Annotated in this window: 22 protein-coding genes; 2 read left to right on the top strand and 20 right to left on the bottom strand. The window is 58.3% G+C overall.

Going from position 1 to position 14,508, the window contains the following annotated elements:
* Nucleotides 1-4 precede the first annotated feature (4 nt).
* The 20 genes from V8689_RS10875 to V8689_RS10780 form a co-directional block, all read right to left on the bottom strand.
* Nucleotides 5-1,135: a DUF2213 domain-containing protein gene (locus V8689_RS10875; RefSeq protein ID WP_434520710.1), complete on the bottom strand. Its 1,131-nt coding sequence runs from the start codon at nucleotides 1,133-1,135 to the stop codon at nucleotides 5-7.
* Nucleotides 1,132-2,937 carry an anti-CBASS protein Acb1 family protein gene (locus tag V8689_RS10870; protein WP_314694356.1) on the bottom strand — a complete coding sequence of 602 codons (1,806 nt, stop codon included), beginning with the start codon at nucleotides 2,935-2,937 and terminating at the stop codon, nucleotides 1,132-1,134. The genes V8689_RS10875 and V8689_RS10870 overlap by 4 nt, the downstream gene beginning before the upstream one ends.
* Nucleotides 2,934-4,214 (bottom strand): terminase large subunit domain-containing protein, encoded by a 1,281-nt coding sequence (locus V8689_RS10865; RefSeq protein ID WP_314694353.1) that lies wholly within the window; start codon nucleotides 4,212-4,214, stop codon nucleotides 2,934-2,936. The genes V8689_RS10870 and V8689_RS10865 overlap by 4 nt, the downstream gene beginning before the upstream one ends.
* Nucleotides 4,189-4,836, bottom strand: a complete 648-nt coding sequence (locus V8689_RS10860; protein WP_081089287.1) for a terminase small subunit — start codon at nucleotides 4,834-4,836, stop codon at nucleotides 4,189-4,191. Before V8689_RS10860 ends, V8689_RS10865 begins: the two co-directional genes overlap by 26 nt.
* Before the next feature lie 91 nt (nucleotides 4,837-4,927).
* Nucleotides 4,928-5,272 (bottom strand): hypothetical protein, encoded by a 345-nt coding sequence (locus V8689_RS10855; RefSeq protein WP_060765629.1) that lies wholly within the window; start codon nucleotides 5,270-5,272, stop codon nucleotides 4,928-4,930.
* Nucleotides 5,269-5,607 carry a hypothetical protein gene (locus tag V8689_RS10850; RefSeq protein WP_010211438.1) on the bottom strand — a complete coding sequence of 113 codons (339 nt, stop codon included), beginning with the start codon at nucleotides 5,605-5,607 and terminating at the stop codon, nucleotides 5,269-5,271. Before V8689_RS10850 ends, V8689_RS10855 begins: the two co-directional genes overlap by 4 nt.
* A gap of 156 nt (nucleotides 5,608-5,763) precedes the next feature.
* Nucleotides 5,764-6,081: a hypothetical protein gene (locus V8689_RS10845; protein ID WP_060765630.1), complete on the bottom strand. Its 318-nt coding sequence runs from the start codon at nucleotides 6,079-6,081 to the stop codon at nucleotides 5,764-5,766.
* Nucleotides 6,082-6,092: 11 nt separating this feature from the next.
* Nucleotides 6,093-6,275: a zinc finger domain-containing protein gene (locus V8689_RS10840; protein ID WP_081089288.1), complete on the bottom strand. Its 183-nt coding sequence runs from the start codon at nucleotides 6,273-6,275 to the stop codon at nucleotides 6,093-6,095.
* 154 nt (nucleotides 6,276-6,429) lie between these two features.
* Nucleotides 6,430-7,011, bottom strand: a complete 582-nt coding sequence (locus V8689_RS10835; RefSeq protein ID WP_060765631.1) for a hypothetical protein — start codon at nucleotides 7,009-7,011, stop codon at nucleotides 6,430-6,432.
* On the bottom strand, nucleotides 7,008-7,625 hold the full coding sequence (locus V8689_RS10830) for a recombination protein NinG (RefSeq protein WP_060765632.1): 618 nt from the start codon (nucleotides 7,623-7,625) through the stop codon (nucleotides 7,008-7,010). Before V8689_RS10830 ends, V8689_RS10835 begins: the two co-directional genes overlap by 4 nt.
* Nucleotides 7,626-7,800: 175 nt before the next feature.
* Nucleotides 7,801-8,271, bottom strand: coding sequence for a hypothetical protein (locus tag V8689_RS10825; RefSeq protein WP_060765634.1), 471 nt, complete (start codon nucleotides 8,269-8,271; stop codon nucleotides 7,801-7,803).
* The gene (locus tag V8689_RS10820; RefSeq protein ID WP_060765635.1) at nucleotides 8,268-8,495 is read right to left on the bottom strand and encodes a hypothetical protein; all 228 of its coding nucleotides are present in this window, start codon (nucleotides 8,493-8,495) and stop codon (nucleotides 8,268-8,270) included. Before V8689_RS10820 ends, V8689_RS10825 begins: the two co-directional genes overlap by 4 nt.
* A complete protein-coding gene (locus tag V8689_RS10815; RefSeq protein WP_060765636.1) occupies nucleotides 8,492-9,073 on the bottom strand; it encodes a hypothetical protein in 582 nt (193 codons plus the stop codon). Before V8689_RS10815 ends, V8689_RS10820 begins: the two co-directional genes overlap by 4 nt.
* Nucleotides 9,066-9,443 carry a helix-turn-helix domain-containing protein gene (locus tag V8689_RS10810; RefSeq protein ID WP_060765637.1) on the bottom strand — a complete coding sequence of 126 codons (378 nt, stop codon included), beginning with the start codon at nucleotides 9,441-9,443 and terminating at the stop codon, nucleotides 9,066-9,068. The genes V8689_RS10815 and V8689_RS10810 overlap by 8 nt, the downstream gene beginning before the upstream one ends.
* Nucleotide 9,444: 1 nt before the next feature.
* Nucleotides 9,445-10,254 carry an ATP-binding protein gene (locus V8689_RS10805; protein ID WP_060765638.1) on the bottom strand — a complete coding sequence of 270 codons (810 nt, stop codon included), beginning with the start codon at nucleotides 10,252-10,254 and terminating at the stop codon, nucleotides 9,445-9,447.
* Entirely contained in the window at nucleotides 10,244-11,050 is an 807-nt protein-coding gene (locus V8689_RS10800) for a hypothetical protein (RefSeq protein ID WP_060765639.1), read from the bottom strand. Before V8689_RS10800 ends, V8689_RS10805 begins: the two co-directional genes overlap by 11 nt.
* Nucleotides 11,050-11,844 carry a Rha family transcriptional regulator gene (locus V8689_RS10795; RefSeq protein ID WP_060765640.1) on the bottom strand — a complete coding sequence of 265 codons (795 nt, stop codon included), beginning with the start codon at nucleotides 11,842-11,844 and terminating at the stop codon, nucleotides 11,050-11,052. Before V8689_RS10795 ends, V8689_RS10800 begins: the two co-directional genes overlap by 1 nt.
* Before the next feature lie 90 nt (nucleotides 11,845-11,934).
* On the bottom strand, nucleotides 11,935-12,141 hold the full coding sequence (locus V8689_RS10790) for a hypothetical protein (protein WP_060765641.1): 207 nt from the start codon (nucleotides 12,139-12,141) through the stop codon (nucleotides 11,935-11,937).
* Between the two features lie 19 nt (nucleotides 12,142-12,160).
* Complete coding sequence (locus V8689_RS10785; RefSeq protein WP_230961992.1) at nucleotides 12,161-12,355, bottom strand: hypothetical protein; 195 nt, start codon at nucleotides 12,353-12,355, stop codon at nucleotides 12,161-12,163.
* 35 nt (nucleotides 12,356-12,390) lie between these two features.
* On the bottom strand, nucleotides 12,391-12,597 hold the full coding sequence (locus V8689_RS10780) for a Cro/CI family transcriptional regulator (RefSeq protein ID WP_044274852.1): 207 nt from the start codon (nucleotides 12,595-12,597) through the stop codon (nucleotides 12,391-12,393).
* A gap of 106 nt (nucleotides 12,598-12,703) precedes the next feature.
* Between V8689_RS10780 and V8689_RS10775 the strand changes: the two genes are divergently transcribed.
* Nucleotides 12,704-13,495, top strand: a complete 792-nt coding sequence (locus V8689_RS10775) for a LexA family transcriptional regulator (RefSeq protein ID WP_230961993.1) — start codon at nucleotides 12,704-12,706, stop codon at nucleotides 13,493-13,495.
* A 378-nt stretch (nucleotides 13,496-13,873) separates the two neighbouring features.
* Complete coding sequence (locus tag V8689_RS10770; protein ID WP_060765642.1) at nucleotides 13,874-14,482, top strand: hypothetical protein; 609 nt, start codon at nucleotides 13,874-13,876, stop codon at nucleotides 14,480-14,482.
* Nucleotides 14,483-14,508 lie beyond the last annotated feature (26 nt).

Raw genomic sequence — 14,508 nt, 5'->3', positions numbered from 1 at the left:
CTCCTTATGCTTTCGGCAGGTGGGCGGTTTGCATGTCCGAAATCATCTTCAGCCGTGCTTTTTCCGAATCATCACCACCGGCAGCGCTGTCCTGGTGGATCATGTGCTGGCGGAATGGGTCATTGGCCGGGTTCTTGGCAGCGTCTTCCACCAGGATCTCGAAGCGGGCATCGATGTAGGCGTCAGCCTTGCCCGTTACGGCCGCATCACCCAGCTTGGCGATGACCACGGCCTTGCGGATCTCGGCGTCGGTCTTGCCGGTGTAGTCGGCGTCGGCGATGGTTTTGGCCTTGGTGAGCAGGTCGGCACGGGCAGTGACGCGCTTGTCGATGTCGGCATCGCTGAGCAGCTTGGCTTTCAGGTCGTCGATCTCAGCGTCTTTCTTGGCGAGCTCGCCATCCTTCAGCGCGATCGCCGTAGCGTGCGCGTCGGTCAGGGTCTTGGTGGCGGTGGCAGCATCGGCAAGCTTAGTGTTCAGCTTCTCGATGGCCTGGGCGCCTTGCTCGGTGACATCAATGGAGATGCCATCGACAAGGAGTTTTCGCAGTGCATCAGCCATGTCATGGCCTCCTTTGGGGGTGTCTGGTTTGTGGTCACCGATGCGAAGATCGATGCCGCCCCGAGCGCGATGCTCAAGGCTGAGGTGGTTCATTTTCATGGGGCCGAGGTAGCAGTCGTACTGCTCGCCGTCGCCGGTTACTCCATCCTGGAACACGACTTCGGCGCCGTAGCCCATGGACAGCTCGCGCTTGCCGGACTCGTAGTCCTCGATCGCCTTGGCGTCCATCAGCACCAGGGGCACCTTGACGAACTGCCCGTCGCGGACGACTTCGCCACCGGTTTGGCCGATAGCGACGTCTTTCCAGTTCTTGGAATTGACGCCGTCGCCGCCCGGGTGGCCATTGGTCATTGGTCGGTATGCGTACGAGTGCATCGCATCAGCGTGGAAAACCGCGCTTTCGGGCCGGTACACGCGAACGATTGGCTTATCGCGCAGGCCGTGTTCGTTGTCCGGATCAATCTCGGTGCCCAAGTAGTCCTGGATGCCGGTTCGCGCCACCCGCGCCTCAGCGACCAGATAGCCGTCCTCGGTGCGCCGTACGCCCGTGACTGGCACGGAGTCGGTAAAGATCATGGGTCGAGCTCCTCGAAGATCTCAGGACCCAGCTCGATCGCGCCACGGTATGGCTCAACCTTGTCGATATCGACACTGCCGGGTTCGTATGTGAAGGTGATGTGGGGCTGATAGTCCGGCCAATCCCATGAGGCCCCGGCCTCGACAATGGTTACGTGCCGCCATGCGAGCTCAGAGCTGTTGAACAGCAGCACCACCGCGCCTTCGCCGAACTTGTCGATCAGTCTTGCCCCGCCCGGAGCGATCTTTAGCTCGCCCTTGCCATCACCCGACCATGACTCGCCGACCTTCATCCAATCCACCAGGTTGCGGCTGTAGGCGACGGTGACGTGCAGCTCATTGGCGGGCACGGTTGACTCAAAGCCCTGAGCCTTGGCCCAAGCGATGATGTCGGTGCCATTGGTGACCTTGCGGGACACGTACAGCGTGCGCGGCGCGGCGTCGGAGAGGGCTTTCTTGTCCGCTACCTGATCACCTTCGCTTACCGGAAGGCCATCATCAGCTGCGCCTCCCTCTTCGTCCGGAAGCTCGGCGCCAAACTGATCGATGGCCGCTTCCAGTCCAGGCATCACGCTCAGCTCCACCAGCAGGTTCACCGAGGCAGCCGACAGCGCGTCTTCAGGGAACAATCCGGAATCTTTCAGCGCCTTGATGGTGTCCGCCGTGGTCTTGCCGATGTCAGCCCGCTCTTTGGCCGTGGCCTGCCACAGTGGCGCCCATGAGTAGTGGATCTCCTTGGGGCGGCTGCCCAGTGCTGAGCGGATCAGGCATTCATCCAGCACGCTCATGGCTGGCTTGATCTCCAGCTTCTGGCGCGACGCGACGTTGTCGTAGTAATTGCGGGTGTTCTCTTCGCCGTTGGCACCCAGGCCCGTGGAGGACTGGCCGAACATTCGGGTGCCCGGGATATCGAACGCGCCGGACACGCCCTGCTCTGTCTTGGCGATCACCTCAGGCAGATTGCCGAAGCTGGCCGACTTGGAGCTATGGGTCTCGGCGCCGTCGAGGATCAGCGTGCCGTTGATACCCTTGGCGGTAGCAGCCAGACGCAAGCGCTCCAGCAGCAAGCGCTCGTAATTCTTGTCCTGCATGCTCGCCATCAGGTTTGGGATATTGATGACGTCGATCTTGGCCTCGTAGACCAGGCTCACAACGTTGGCCACCGTCTCGTCGTAGTGACGCACGGCGGGCATCGCAGCCAGGAGCACTGAGTCACCCCAACCGAAGCCGCAACCGACCGCGAGCTCAGGGTCAGGGTGTGGCGTGCCGATGAAGATCACCAAGCGCGACGGGTGGATCTCAACCAAGCTGCCCGGTAACCGGTAAGCCTTGGGCTTGCCAAAGCGCGGGCTCTGCGGGTCTTGTTCAATCTCGGTCGCGCTGAGTTGTCGGCGAGTCATGACAGTGAGGTACTTCACGCCTCCCTGCTTGATTCGCTCAGGGTTCAGCTCGGATGCCGTATCACGCTCGCCGGTGCCGATGAACACGGCAGCACCACCGAACAGGCGGGCCTTCAATAGGGCGTCAAGCACCTTGCCCTTGACGTTCAGGCGGTCTTCTTCGGCCTCGATCAGTTCGATCTGGTCCTTGTCGGCCTGCCAGCTGCGCCAGTTACGGCACGCGTCCACCGCGGGGATGGTCACGCCCTTCTGCGCAGTCCAAGAGCCACGGAAGGCATTCAACAGCTGCTGGTCGTCCATCTCCGGCACGGCATAGTGCGAGTGGGATGCTTTGTCGCGCGCAGTACCCAGTCCTGCGACCAGGTTCTGCAGGCTGTCTTTCAGGTAGCTGAATGCGCTCATGAGTTGCTCACGTTTGCGAGTGTGTAGCTGCCCGCAATCGGGAAGCGCTGGACAATGAAGTAGCCGAGTGCGTCGACCGGGTCTTCAGTGCCGTCCTTGTTTGGTTCGCCGTTTTCGGTGTAAGCCTGCTGCTCCAGCACCTGGGTGGTTACTGGGCAGTTGTCGGTGTTCACCAGGTAGCGGCGCTTATGGTCGATATTCAGGAACATGGCGTTCACGGCCAGTACCCGGTCCCTAACCGCTGGGTTCGACGGGTTCACCATCACCATGAAGCCGGCAGCACGAAGCAGACTGTGATCTGACTCGCTGCCGTTCACGCTCTTGCGGTTCTTACCGCTGGCGTCCGGATAGACCGTGATGCTGTGCCCCGAGAAACGGCGCTTCAGCTCGACGATCATCGCCGGCGTGTCGAAAAGGCTGGTGGCCTCTTCCAGCAGCATGGGAAGACCATCTCGGATGACGTGGACAGTTGCAGCCATCCGGTTGATGTTGAAGTCCATGCCGATGTGCAGCTGCTCGCCTGGGCGAATTGTTGCGTCGGTGTGGTTCTGCTTGCGGCAGAAGTTCGGGTAGACGCTGCCAGAGGTCAGGTTGACGAACAGGCCGTCGATATAAGCATCCACCAGGTTCGCCGGGTAGGACTCGCGCAGCGACTTGATGTAGTCCTTCGGAAGGTTCTTGGCGTTCTGGCGCGTAGAGGCGTGCACGATGCCGTACAGCGGGCGCTGGCTCGGGTTTGATGCCAGCTCCTTGACGAACTTGCGATAGACCCAGTTGAAGCCCTCCGGCGTCGTGGTGACGTCGATGGTGTTCATGTCGCGGCCAGGCCACACAGTGGACATCCGCGCAATGATCTTCTTCCAGGCGCTATCGGCCTTCTTGATCGGCATACAGTCGATCTCGTCGACCAGTGCATGCGCGATGTTGAAGCCGACGATGCGGTGCGGATGCTCCATGCTCTTGCAAACGATGGTCGATAGGCACCGGCCTCGGTTATCACGCAGGTACACGCGCTTCTTACTCGGCACGATGTCGGCGAACAGGCCAAACGCCTCCGCGACCACCGGCATGGTGTCGTAGAAGATGTCAGCGATCTGCGGATAGGTCGGCGCGAAATAGCCCTGGGGAATGCCAGGGTTCTCCAGCGCGTTGATGCAGAGCCGAACACAGCCCACGAAAGTCTTGCCGCTACGGTAGCCGCCGACGAACGCCGAAAACTTCTTGGGGTGACTGATGAACTCGAACTGGGGCTTATTCAGCTTCAGGGTCGCTTGCATCTTCTACCCCGATGATTACTTGCTTAGGCTCGGGCAGGCCCTTATTCGGGTCTTCCAGTTCGCGGCGCAGCTTCTCGTTGAGCAGGCGCTTGTTCTCGACATCGATGCGCTTTAACTCGGTGTCGAGGTCGGCATGACCTGGCGGCGAGAACATTCCGAGGTGACGACCGATATCGACCAGCGCGCCCTTCTTGTCGTGGAGCTTGACCTTCAAGCCATCCCGACTCTGGGAAACCTCGGCAATGGCTGCAGCGGTAGAGTCATCCACCTCAGCTGAATCAATCAGTGCCAGGCCGTGATAGGGCACCATGTCTTCCGGTCCGTCATCCTCACCGTCAACCATGCGGACCTGGGTTTCTCCCCAGCGCACTATCTTGCGGATGTCACTGAACCCGATCTTTGCGAGCTCCTTGAGGACCTTGTCCTGGGTAATCTCGGTCCTATTCGCTCTATCCGCCTGCCGTTGAGCCAGATATTCACGAACCTTGACATTTGTTAACAGGCGACTAGCTTGCTGGTCCGCTGTTTTCTTGCTGTAACCCACGCGGATAGCGGCTTGCGTTGCATTCAGGTCTATCAGGTACTCATCGACAAAGCGCTGCTGTTTTGCTGTCAGCGCCATACGGGATCCTTTGAGACTGCATGCCTCGCGTGATGAGGTGGAATAAGTGGTTGCGCGCCACTATTTGGCGCATTCGAAAACGTGGCGCGGATTACTGCTTGGGCTGCTCGATGCTTTCAGGTGCCTTCGGGCAACCCATGCATTGTTCGCAGTTCAGCGTCTTGCACAGCCAGGCCTTTACCGCCTGCCAGTAGGTGACCATGAAGATATGGCGGGCACCGGCCATGGCCAGGGCGACATGCAGCGTCAGGCCAGCAGTGGTCGGGCCGAAGAAGATGTTCTGGCTGCGTACCGACACGACAAAACCCGTGATGGCGATCGTGGTGTAGATCAGCTTCCCAAGGATGCCGTCCCTCACCTTCCCGCTCAGTACGCACCAGGTCGCCCATGCCGCGATCAGGCCGCAGGCGATGGAGTTGATCAGTTCAAGATTCATGGTGGATTGCCTCCCCCGAACCGCTGGCGAATAAGCGCCCAGAGGTCAGCGGCTTTGATGGCTCGGTTGATTGCTGCCAGGAGTGAACCGCCGAACGTGCCCAGCAAGAAGCCAATCCCGGCGACGATCTTGGGTTCAGTGACATTCAGGTAGGCGCTGACCATGCTCGTCAGATACAGCGAGCAGGCAACCCCCGTGATCAAGAACACCATCCAGGCGCGCCAGTCGGACAAATCGTCCTTGTGCCACCAGCTCGCAACAACGGCCCCAATCAGGCCCGCAATCAACAATTCGAACCTGTCGATCTTGTCGAGCAGGCGCTGTAAATACTCCATGCGCTCGACTCCGTGGGGCATGTTTGGAAATTGAATCGGCTCACACAGCACTCCCAGCTCGGAGCAATGGGTGTGGTGGAGCCGAAAACGAAAAGGCCTCGATCATGTCGAGGCCCTGAATAGAAATGAATAGGGCCGCGAAAGCAGCCCCTCCTGTTAGGTGAGCAGATCGTAAGTGATGTAGGTATCGAGGTAAGAGCTAGTTTTAGCCCAAAGACCATAACCTGGCGGTAGAAAGATCGGATATTGCAATTGCATAACGTTCGAGGCCGACAGGTACGCCAAGAATGGCTTTGTTGCATCACCGATACCAGAAGCCGCTGCAGTGCCTGTCGTGATAACGGAGCCGCCCGGGCCCGAAAAAAGGCCCGTCCGAATGATCACGCCAGCCACGTTATCGGCTGGATTGATGATCTGGGCAGACATGTAAACGCTGCCGGAGAAGTGTTTCGCACCAATAGTTACTGGTTCCATCGTTGTCACCTTTAAGTCGAATGATTTGTTGCGGAGGGTTCCGCTTTCATGTCGCTCAAAGGCGATTGCTCGAGGCTCGTGGCCTTCACATGATTCAACGTCCCGCATCGGGAACATTTGATCTGGAGCTCTGTAAACCCACCCGTACGGGCGAGAAGTCTTTTGCAGTTACCGCATCTGAATTCTTTCAACATCTGCAAATTCCTTTTGCTGAATCGCCCTTTCCGTGGGCAATAAAAAACCCGACTCGATGGCCGGGTTTTTTTAGGGATTTGATTAAGTTGCCGTAGGCAAAACTCTAACAGTGGCGATAAGGTATCACCAGCCGCACGGGAACGCAATAGGCCCTCATGCGGCCTCGCGCATTTCGTAAATTACCGCTGCAACCGGGCTTAACGCGCGCCGATCCAGATCTTCGCAGCACTCGAAGATCAGTTGCAGCACACCACCCCAGTCCCGCTCCCAGTTGCACGACTCCAGGCGCACTTCGTAGACCTTCCACATCCAAGCCCTGAACTTCTCGGCGTTGGCCAACGGGTCTTCGTTGGACGATTGCCCGCCCTGGTGCATGTGCTGGTACCGGCGTAGCACGCCCTTTACGACGAACTCCAGCTTATCGCGCTTGGCCGCCGTCATCCGTGGAGACCGGTTTTGCACCAGCAGGAATACGACCTCTTCAGCAGCCTCGCGGATATCGTCGCTTTGCTCGGCGGCGTACATGAAGTCACCGAATACGCGGATCTGCGGGTGCAGGCGAGCGATTGCCGACTGGATATGCCCTGCAAGCGCACCGTGCACTGCGTGGTTTGCCGTCGGGCCGCGCTCGGTGTTCTGCACCACCACGCCCAACTGCACAACGTCAGAGGTCTGGCCGGGGGCCGGGTTGTACTTGCAGTCATGCCAAGCTTGGCGCGCTGAGTTGATCTTCATGCTGCCTGCCCCTTTTTCAGTTCTTTAGTCTTTGCTCGGTATTCGACGGTCATCGCCTTCAGTTGCTCGATGGTGTACTTCTTGGCCTCATGAGGCCCTTCGATCCAGGCCAGCATCTCGGCGCCTATCTTCTCCAGCAGGCGCGGGCGGTAGCCGAGGATGTTTCCGGACTTCGATAGGTTGCAGTTCTTGTTGCATTGGAGATGGACGTTCAGCGGCTCGAAGCGCAGTTCAGGGCATGAACCAGTCGTCCTGTAGTGGCCCGCGCAGTACTGAACATCCGCAGTGGTGCCGCAACTGATGCAAGGCTGCCCGGCGTCACGGGCACGTATCCAGGCATTGAAAGCGTGCTGCGTATCCTTGAGGTGATCCGCCCTGCTCTTCAGCTTCTCCTTTCGGACCTTGATGTCCTTGCGACCAACATCCGCCAGGGCCTTCTTGGCGCTCGCCTGGCCCTTCTCCGACTTACCATAGGCGATGGCGCATTCGATCTCACCGCACACCGCCTGCGCGTCTCTGGAGGGCGAGAACATCACTCGGCACTCTGGGCATCGCTTTCGGCGTGCGGCACCGGACTTGAGCGGCGTTTTGCGTTGCAGTGGGGTGCGCTTCATACAGCCTCCTTGGCTGTCTGCCGGTTGTTACCGAACAATGGCGCCTGACCCTGAGCCAACTTCCAGTCGAACTTCTCCTTGCAGCCTGTAGCGCACTGTCGAAGGTTCAGGCTTGGCATATTGCTCATTGGCTCGCCGCAGTCAGGGCAAGGCTTTCCGTATCCGTTGTCGTGACTCATGCGGCCTCCTGGCTAAGCAGATCAGTGAACACAACACCTTGGCCGGTGAAATAGTGAGCGATGCGGTCGGTGTACTGGATGCCCTGGGCGCGATTGAACAGGCTGGTCACCGGCATACCGTCTGGGCCGAACAGCTTGCAGCCGCCCATTAAGGCCAGCTTGGTCTCGTAGGTCAGGTGACGCATGACCTGGTACCAGTCAGCCTGGAACCCGGCATCCTCGTTCAGCAGGATCTGCACACCGAAGTGCAGCTTGCAGTAACGGCGGGCGTCGGCGGCGTCACCGATCTGGGTCATCTCGGCGATGCGCTTGTACATTGCGAACCACAGGGCGTTCTGGTCGAGCGTGCGATCCTTGCCAGGGCGCAGGGAGACCACCACGAACTTCTTGTCTCGGTACATGGCAGTCAGGCTGGTGATTGCCTCGGAAAGCTTGGCCTGGCAGTTGACGCTGATCTTGTCCGTCATGGCTTAACCCCCGTCTTCTTGCTGACCTTCCCTTCCGCCTCAAGCTGGCGCATGGTCGCGCGCAGGGTCTTCAGGTCCCAGTGAAACCGCAGGTATTTGCCGATCAGGTTGACCTTCGCGGACAGAACCAGGCTGCTGACCAACAGCATCGCCGCTACCGCCAGGGCACCACCAACCATCATCACGCAGTACCCAAGCCACAAAGCGATTGAGTCGATAGTCATGACTGCTCTCCCTGGCCCATGGCAGCGCGGGCGGCGTCGACATTGATCGATTCGCCAGGCTTTAGGTCGTCCCAGTTAGCCAGCAATGGTCGCAACGCATTGCGCAACGCCTCGCTCTCAGCCTTCAGCTCAGCATTCACCCGCTCGTAGGCTTCGTAGCCGGTCTTGAGGCCGGCGATTTCGGCGCGGAGTTGGTCGCGCTCTTCCTCCAGAGCCTTGCCACGACTTCCCTTGCAGGTCTCACACACCGAGTTAGCAATCCCCTCTCCCTGCCATTCACCACCGCAACCCATGCAATCCACGCAGGCGCTGGGAGCGGCTGCAATTGCCATGTTGATGTGGTCGTACCCTTTGGAGGTGGCAACCATGTGAGCGCGGCGCCACATGGCATCGCGCTTGCTCTCGTACTCAGGCGTTCGGTATGCAGGCCGATCACCCCATTGCTTGGTAAGACGCTCGTTCTCGGCGATCAGGGCCAGGACACCATCAGCAAGAGTCTTGTGGTTTTCGTCGCCGCAGAACCGGCGATCCGTCAGCACGCGATCTACCAGCTGCTTCAGTTCGGTATGGTCAGTCATGGCTGGCTCCTTGAAATTGACCCGGGCAACCAAGCGCCTTCTCCAAGGCAAAAATGGCTTTTAATCGAGGTCGGCACTCCCCTGCCTCATACCTCGAAATCATCGACCACGAGAGGCCGGTTGCAGCGGCAAGCTCACGCTGCGTTAGCCCTTGCGTCGCACGCAGATATGCAAGTCTCTCGCTGAATTTAAGGGGGCTCGGCTCGGGATTACGTACAGCTCCATCCACTTCCTTGGCGGCCTTCCAGCCATCCCATGCACCATTGGCGTAGGGGCTGTTGTAGTAGTCCGGATGAGTTGCCGACCGGGTAAAATCCATTCCCCTGAAGCGCGGGCTTTTCTCGAACTCGTCACGCATCTTGTCGGTCATGTCAAAATCCCTCCTTGCCGCGTTGTGATTCCCACTCAAACGGGATGACGATCACCCCGCCCTCCCGAAGACGATCAATGCAGCGGTCGCCAATGGCATCCGGCAGCGCCTTGGCTTCCAGGTTTGAAACAATCACCGTGGGGCGCATCTGCTCGTATCGGCCGTTGATGATTGCGAAGAGGGTGGTCAGCTCGAAGTCGCTGGGCTTTTCCTTGCTGACGCCGATCTCGTCAAGGATGAGCAGCGAGGGGCTGATCAGGCTCGACAGGATCTGGCTTTCGCTCTGGTCGCTGGTGCGGTCGTACGTGGCGCGGATCGCCTGCAGCACGGAACCGATGGTTCGATACACCGCCGTGGCGCTCGACTTGGCCATGATTTCGTTGGCGATGGCCACGGACAGATGCGTCTTGCCGGTACCGGGCTTGCCCAGCAACAGCAGGCAGCGGCCAGCCTCGGCGATTTCCTTGAACTCGGCGGCGTACCGGCGGCAGGTGTTCAGCGCTTTCCGCTGTTCTGACGTGGCAGCGACGTACCCATCCAGGGTTTTTCCCGCAAATCGCTTGGGGATCAGCGCCGCACCGAGCTTGCGCTCCATGGCCATGCGGATCTCCATTGCCTTGCTCGCCTGCTCGGCCGCCTCGGTCTTCTCGCGAGTGATCCGGCTGCACTCAGGGCAGGCGCTCTTCAGCTCCTTGCCCAGCACAGGGAATACCTTCTGCTCGAAGTCGCCGTGGGTCTCACAGGTGGCCGGCTGAATTCGAGTGCCTGCTGGGAACTCGGGCGACGGCTGTTCTGCTGGCTCAGATCGCATAGGAACCGTCCTCACGCTGAATCAGGCCTGCGGTGTAGTCGCGATCTGCGAAACCGGTGTGGCGAGATTGTGGGAACGGATGCACGTTACTGGCGACATCAGGTATCTCGTCCTCCCAACGCTTACCGTTCAGCCACGTCGATGGGTGCGGGATGAACTGGCCCTTGTCCTTGATCCATTCCGGCGTCAGCACCTGCTTGCCCAGCGCCTTGACCATCAGGTCGAACAGGTCCGGGCTGACCTTGAGCTTGGCCCAGGCCTTCTCCGCCTTGTCCTTCCCCACCTTGCGCGGATAGAGCTTCCAGAACTTTGGGAAAAGGTCTTCCACCACCACCGGAGCAGGCGACGGAGGAAGGGAATCAGGAATCAGGAATCCGGAATCAGAAGAGAGGGAATCAGCCGGGAAAGAACTGTTCTCGCCTAGTGCTTGCATGGTGCTAGCACCTACCTTTACCGGGCAATGCTCTGGCTCGGGCATTTCAGGGATGGTGCTCTTGGCTTCCTTGAGGTGCGGGTTCTGGTGTTTCGCCCAGTTAACGATCTGGATGGCGTTAAATGATCCGACGGTGTACCGGGTGATGAACCCCAAATGATCCAGGTCAGCGAGCATCTTCTCGATGTCCACATTGTCGGCCGGGAATAGGGCCATTTTCAGGCGGCGCGGGCGATCCTCAAGACGGCCCTCACGGTCAGCCTCGGTCCACATACCGATGAAGAGCAAGCGGGTGGCAAAATCCACCTCTGCCAGGTGTTCGTTCGAGAAGAACCCTGGCTTGATATTTCTGGAACGAGCCATCACGCGGCCCCCTTGAATGCTTTGTCGTGAGTGAACAGGCCGTCCCAGGTCTTCTTCATGGGCAGCTCTCCAGCCAGGTACAGGTCGTACAGGCGCGCAGCACCCTTCTTCAGGAGGATTGGCGCGTAGGAGATGAACGGGTCTTTGCCGTGCGGGGTGACTTCGTGTTGGTGCTCGGTCATGTACTTGTCGCGGGCATAGGAGCCCACGCGGTGGCGCAGGCCGGACTTGCTCTCGTTGTAGAGCCAGCTGCGCGCTTCCAGATACTTGCCCACCTGCATGACGTTGACCCCATTGAGGCCCTTGCAGAATTGCGTGTGGGTCATGCCTTCCTTGAACAGTTTCTCCATGGAGTGGATCTTGGTGGCCTGCTGCTCAACCTGGGCGGTAAGCATCAAGCGGGCCTTTTCAGACTCCATGGCGATCTGCAGGATTTCGATGGTCGAGAGCGGCTGTGGCTGAACAACCTGCGACTCCAGTTCGTGCCAGCGGCGAATCACGGTCATGCGCATGGCGGCGCTGTAGCCGGTCAAAAGGCAGTCGGTATGTTCGCGATCGAGCAAGTATTCGGTTTGCTCGCGATTCAGCGGGTCTAGGTAGATACATCCAAAACTGGATGCATCCTCTCCAAGCTCTTTCAGCAAGGCGAGAACGTCGCGCTTCACATGAAAATGCGCCTTGCCGGTCAGCTCAGCGATTTCCCGAGTCGACATAGTTTTGCGCGCCACGTTTTCAGCATTCGAAAAACGTGGCGCGGAATTAGCCGGGGTATTGCTATGTGGTGTGGTTTGCATATAATCGATCCCACGAAGCGTTGAAGAGAGCCGGGTCACTACCCCGGCTTTTTTTTGCGTTGAATTTGGCAGAGGCCCTCTGGATTACCCTTAAGAGTCCCTGCCAGAGGCCCTCATTGGGGTAACCAACTGAAGGACCTTTGCCTTCTTCCTGCCGACCTCTGAAAGCGCCCCGCTTGCGATTGATGTTTCCATCATTGCGTTGATTGCCTGGGCGAAACTCCACCCGTTCTGGCGCATCAACCCCTCTACCGCTTGCCGCGTCTTAGGCGGCAACTTTTCAAGCTCAATGCTCATTCGGGCCTCCAAAAGGCCTCTAGCCCGCGATATCTTCTTGTTTGTCCTGCATGAGCTCTTCGATGACACCGTTGGAAACTGCCCACTCGATGATTTCGTAGAGATACGTGGCGTGTTGCATACGGGTCTTGCTGGCGGCTTTGCGCAGAATCCGATCAAGCACTGGTTCAAAACGAACCTTCACCGGAATGGCGCGCTTTTGATTGGGGTCCATGTACATACTTCTGTTCTCCTGGCTGATGAAAGGGCTTAAGCGGCTGATTTTTTAAGCTGGTTTTGGCTTGGGAACGGGCGAACTTCTTCGGCATGAAAGGTGCCGTCCGAAGCCTCGGTCACGAAAATGTCTCGGCCAACCCTGAGTGCTTTGTTCAAAGCACCCTGGGACATACCGAGCAACTGAGCGGCCTTGGTTTGGCCCTTGCTGATAGCGAACTGATTGAGAGTGATTCGGCTCATGGCCATACCTCCATTGGCATTCATGCGGGCAGATTATCTCCCATGGAGATACTTTGCAACTCCAATGGAGATGGTTAACTATTTCCAGTGGGAATATTCTTGCGAAATGAATAAAGAAAGACGCCAATTGCTTGATTGGGAGCGGGAAGAGTGCGCGGCCTTGAAAAAGGCAATTGCGGACTTCAATGCCTCGCGCCCTAAGGACAAACGCCTGACCCAGGATGAGATCGCTCACACTGTCGGTATGAGTCAGGGGACACTTGGTAGCCATCTGAATGGACATCGCCCCCTCACACAGAAGCTTGCTGTTTCTATGGCCGAAATGCTGGGCGTGCCGATTGGTTCTTTCAGCAAGCGCATCGAGGACGACATAGGCCGCATGGCTTCGGCTGCAGGCTTGAGTCATGCGCCGGCCGCCCCAGATGCGGATAGCCGCACTCCCCCGCGCAGCTTCGATCTGAACGATGAGTCCGGCTACACCGGCGTCCTGCAACTGACGGCGCGCGGGTCAACCGGCGACGGGGACGACAACCCGCACGTCGAGATCCGCGGCGTCATGGCATTTAAGTCGGCCTGGCTTCGCGCAAATAACCTCAACCAGAAGAACCTGGACGTGATCTACGCGAACGGGCACAGCATGGAGCCAACCATCAATGATGGCGACGTACTACTCGTAGATGAGTCGAAAGTGGAACCCAAGGACGGCCAGATATTCGCCATGCAGAGCGAATCGAAAGGCACGATCGTGAAGCGCCTGGTGAAGTCCGACTTCGACGGCTGGATCATTCGAAGCGACAACCCCGACAAGGCGCGCTACGGCGACGAGACGCTGCGCGACGGGGAGATAAACGAGGTTCGCATCATCGGACGCGTGGTTTGGCGTGGTGGGATGTTGTAGGGATGCAGGTGCCGGGGAGATCGCGGCGCAATTAGTGCTATAGGCCGGTTTTAATCCCGCCGAGCAATGGACGGAGTGCATAGAAATGGCAGTAGAAACAACCACATCGAAAAAAGAAGTTTTAAGTATCCCGAAATTGAACGCCTGGCTCGCTGAGGTCGGCGCTTCGTCGACCTGCCCATTTTGTCAATCTGTGAACTGGGAAGTAGCGGTACCAGAGGATGCATTTTCAGCGTCTCTGCCATGGTGCAATCCGCGCGGCGAACTATTCATGTCCGGGCTTCCAGTTATTCCGCTAATTTGTACGAAATGTCGATTTGTGCGCCCTATTGCGGTACATGAATCAGTGCGAAAGTCCGTGTTTGATGAGGTCGATGAATGATCGTCGGCGCGGAAAAGTCCCACTCTGGCGGTAGACGTCTAACCACACCTCTCGGCGACATTGAAAATCCGCCTCAGTGGGTCAATATTGCGATGGGCGGAGACTGGAACCTAGGCAGAGATAAGCATTCTCAGTCCAGCATCCTCGATCAGAGCCGATTGCTTCGAGCATCGGTAGCCCGTGACAATGCTAAGAAGCAGGACGATACTGCAACCATGAGCGAAATTAATAGAGAAGAGCTAGACGCCAAGTTGTCCGCAGTCGAAGCGCGGATGGATCGGCGCATTGCCGATTTCCAGGGAGATATGCGACAAGCTGTGAGCGACTTTCGGCTGGAAATTCAGCCGATCAAGGGCATGAAGGCAAATATCTGGTCTGCCACGGCCGTCATGATTGCCACCATTGTTGCGGTAGTCAGCCTGTCGTTTACAGCCTTTGACTCTGGGCGAGAAACATCGGTACTAGTTCAAGAAGCCAAGCAACAGTCTATTGAAACCAGAAAGCTTCTTGAGCAAATCCAGGCTCAGCAGAAGAATACTTATGCGCCTACTCAAGCTCCGACCCAGCCTCAGGCGCAGCCCCCTCAAATTAACTCAGGATCTTAATCAGCCCCGGCCCAGCGCCGGGCTTC

This window comes from Pseudomonas sp. AK181 (genome assembly GCF_051122975.1).
Classification (GTDB): Bacteria; Pseudomonadota; Gammaproteobacteria; order Pseudomonadales; family Pseudomonadaceae; genus Aquipseudomonas; species Aquipseudomonas lactis.
The sequence above is the reverse complement of the archived record's forward strand: the minus strand, read 5'-3'. Positions and strand labels throughout refer to the sequence as shown.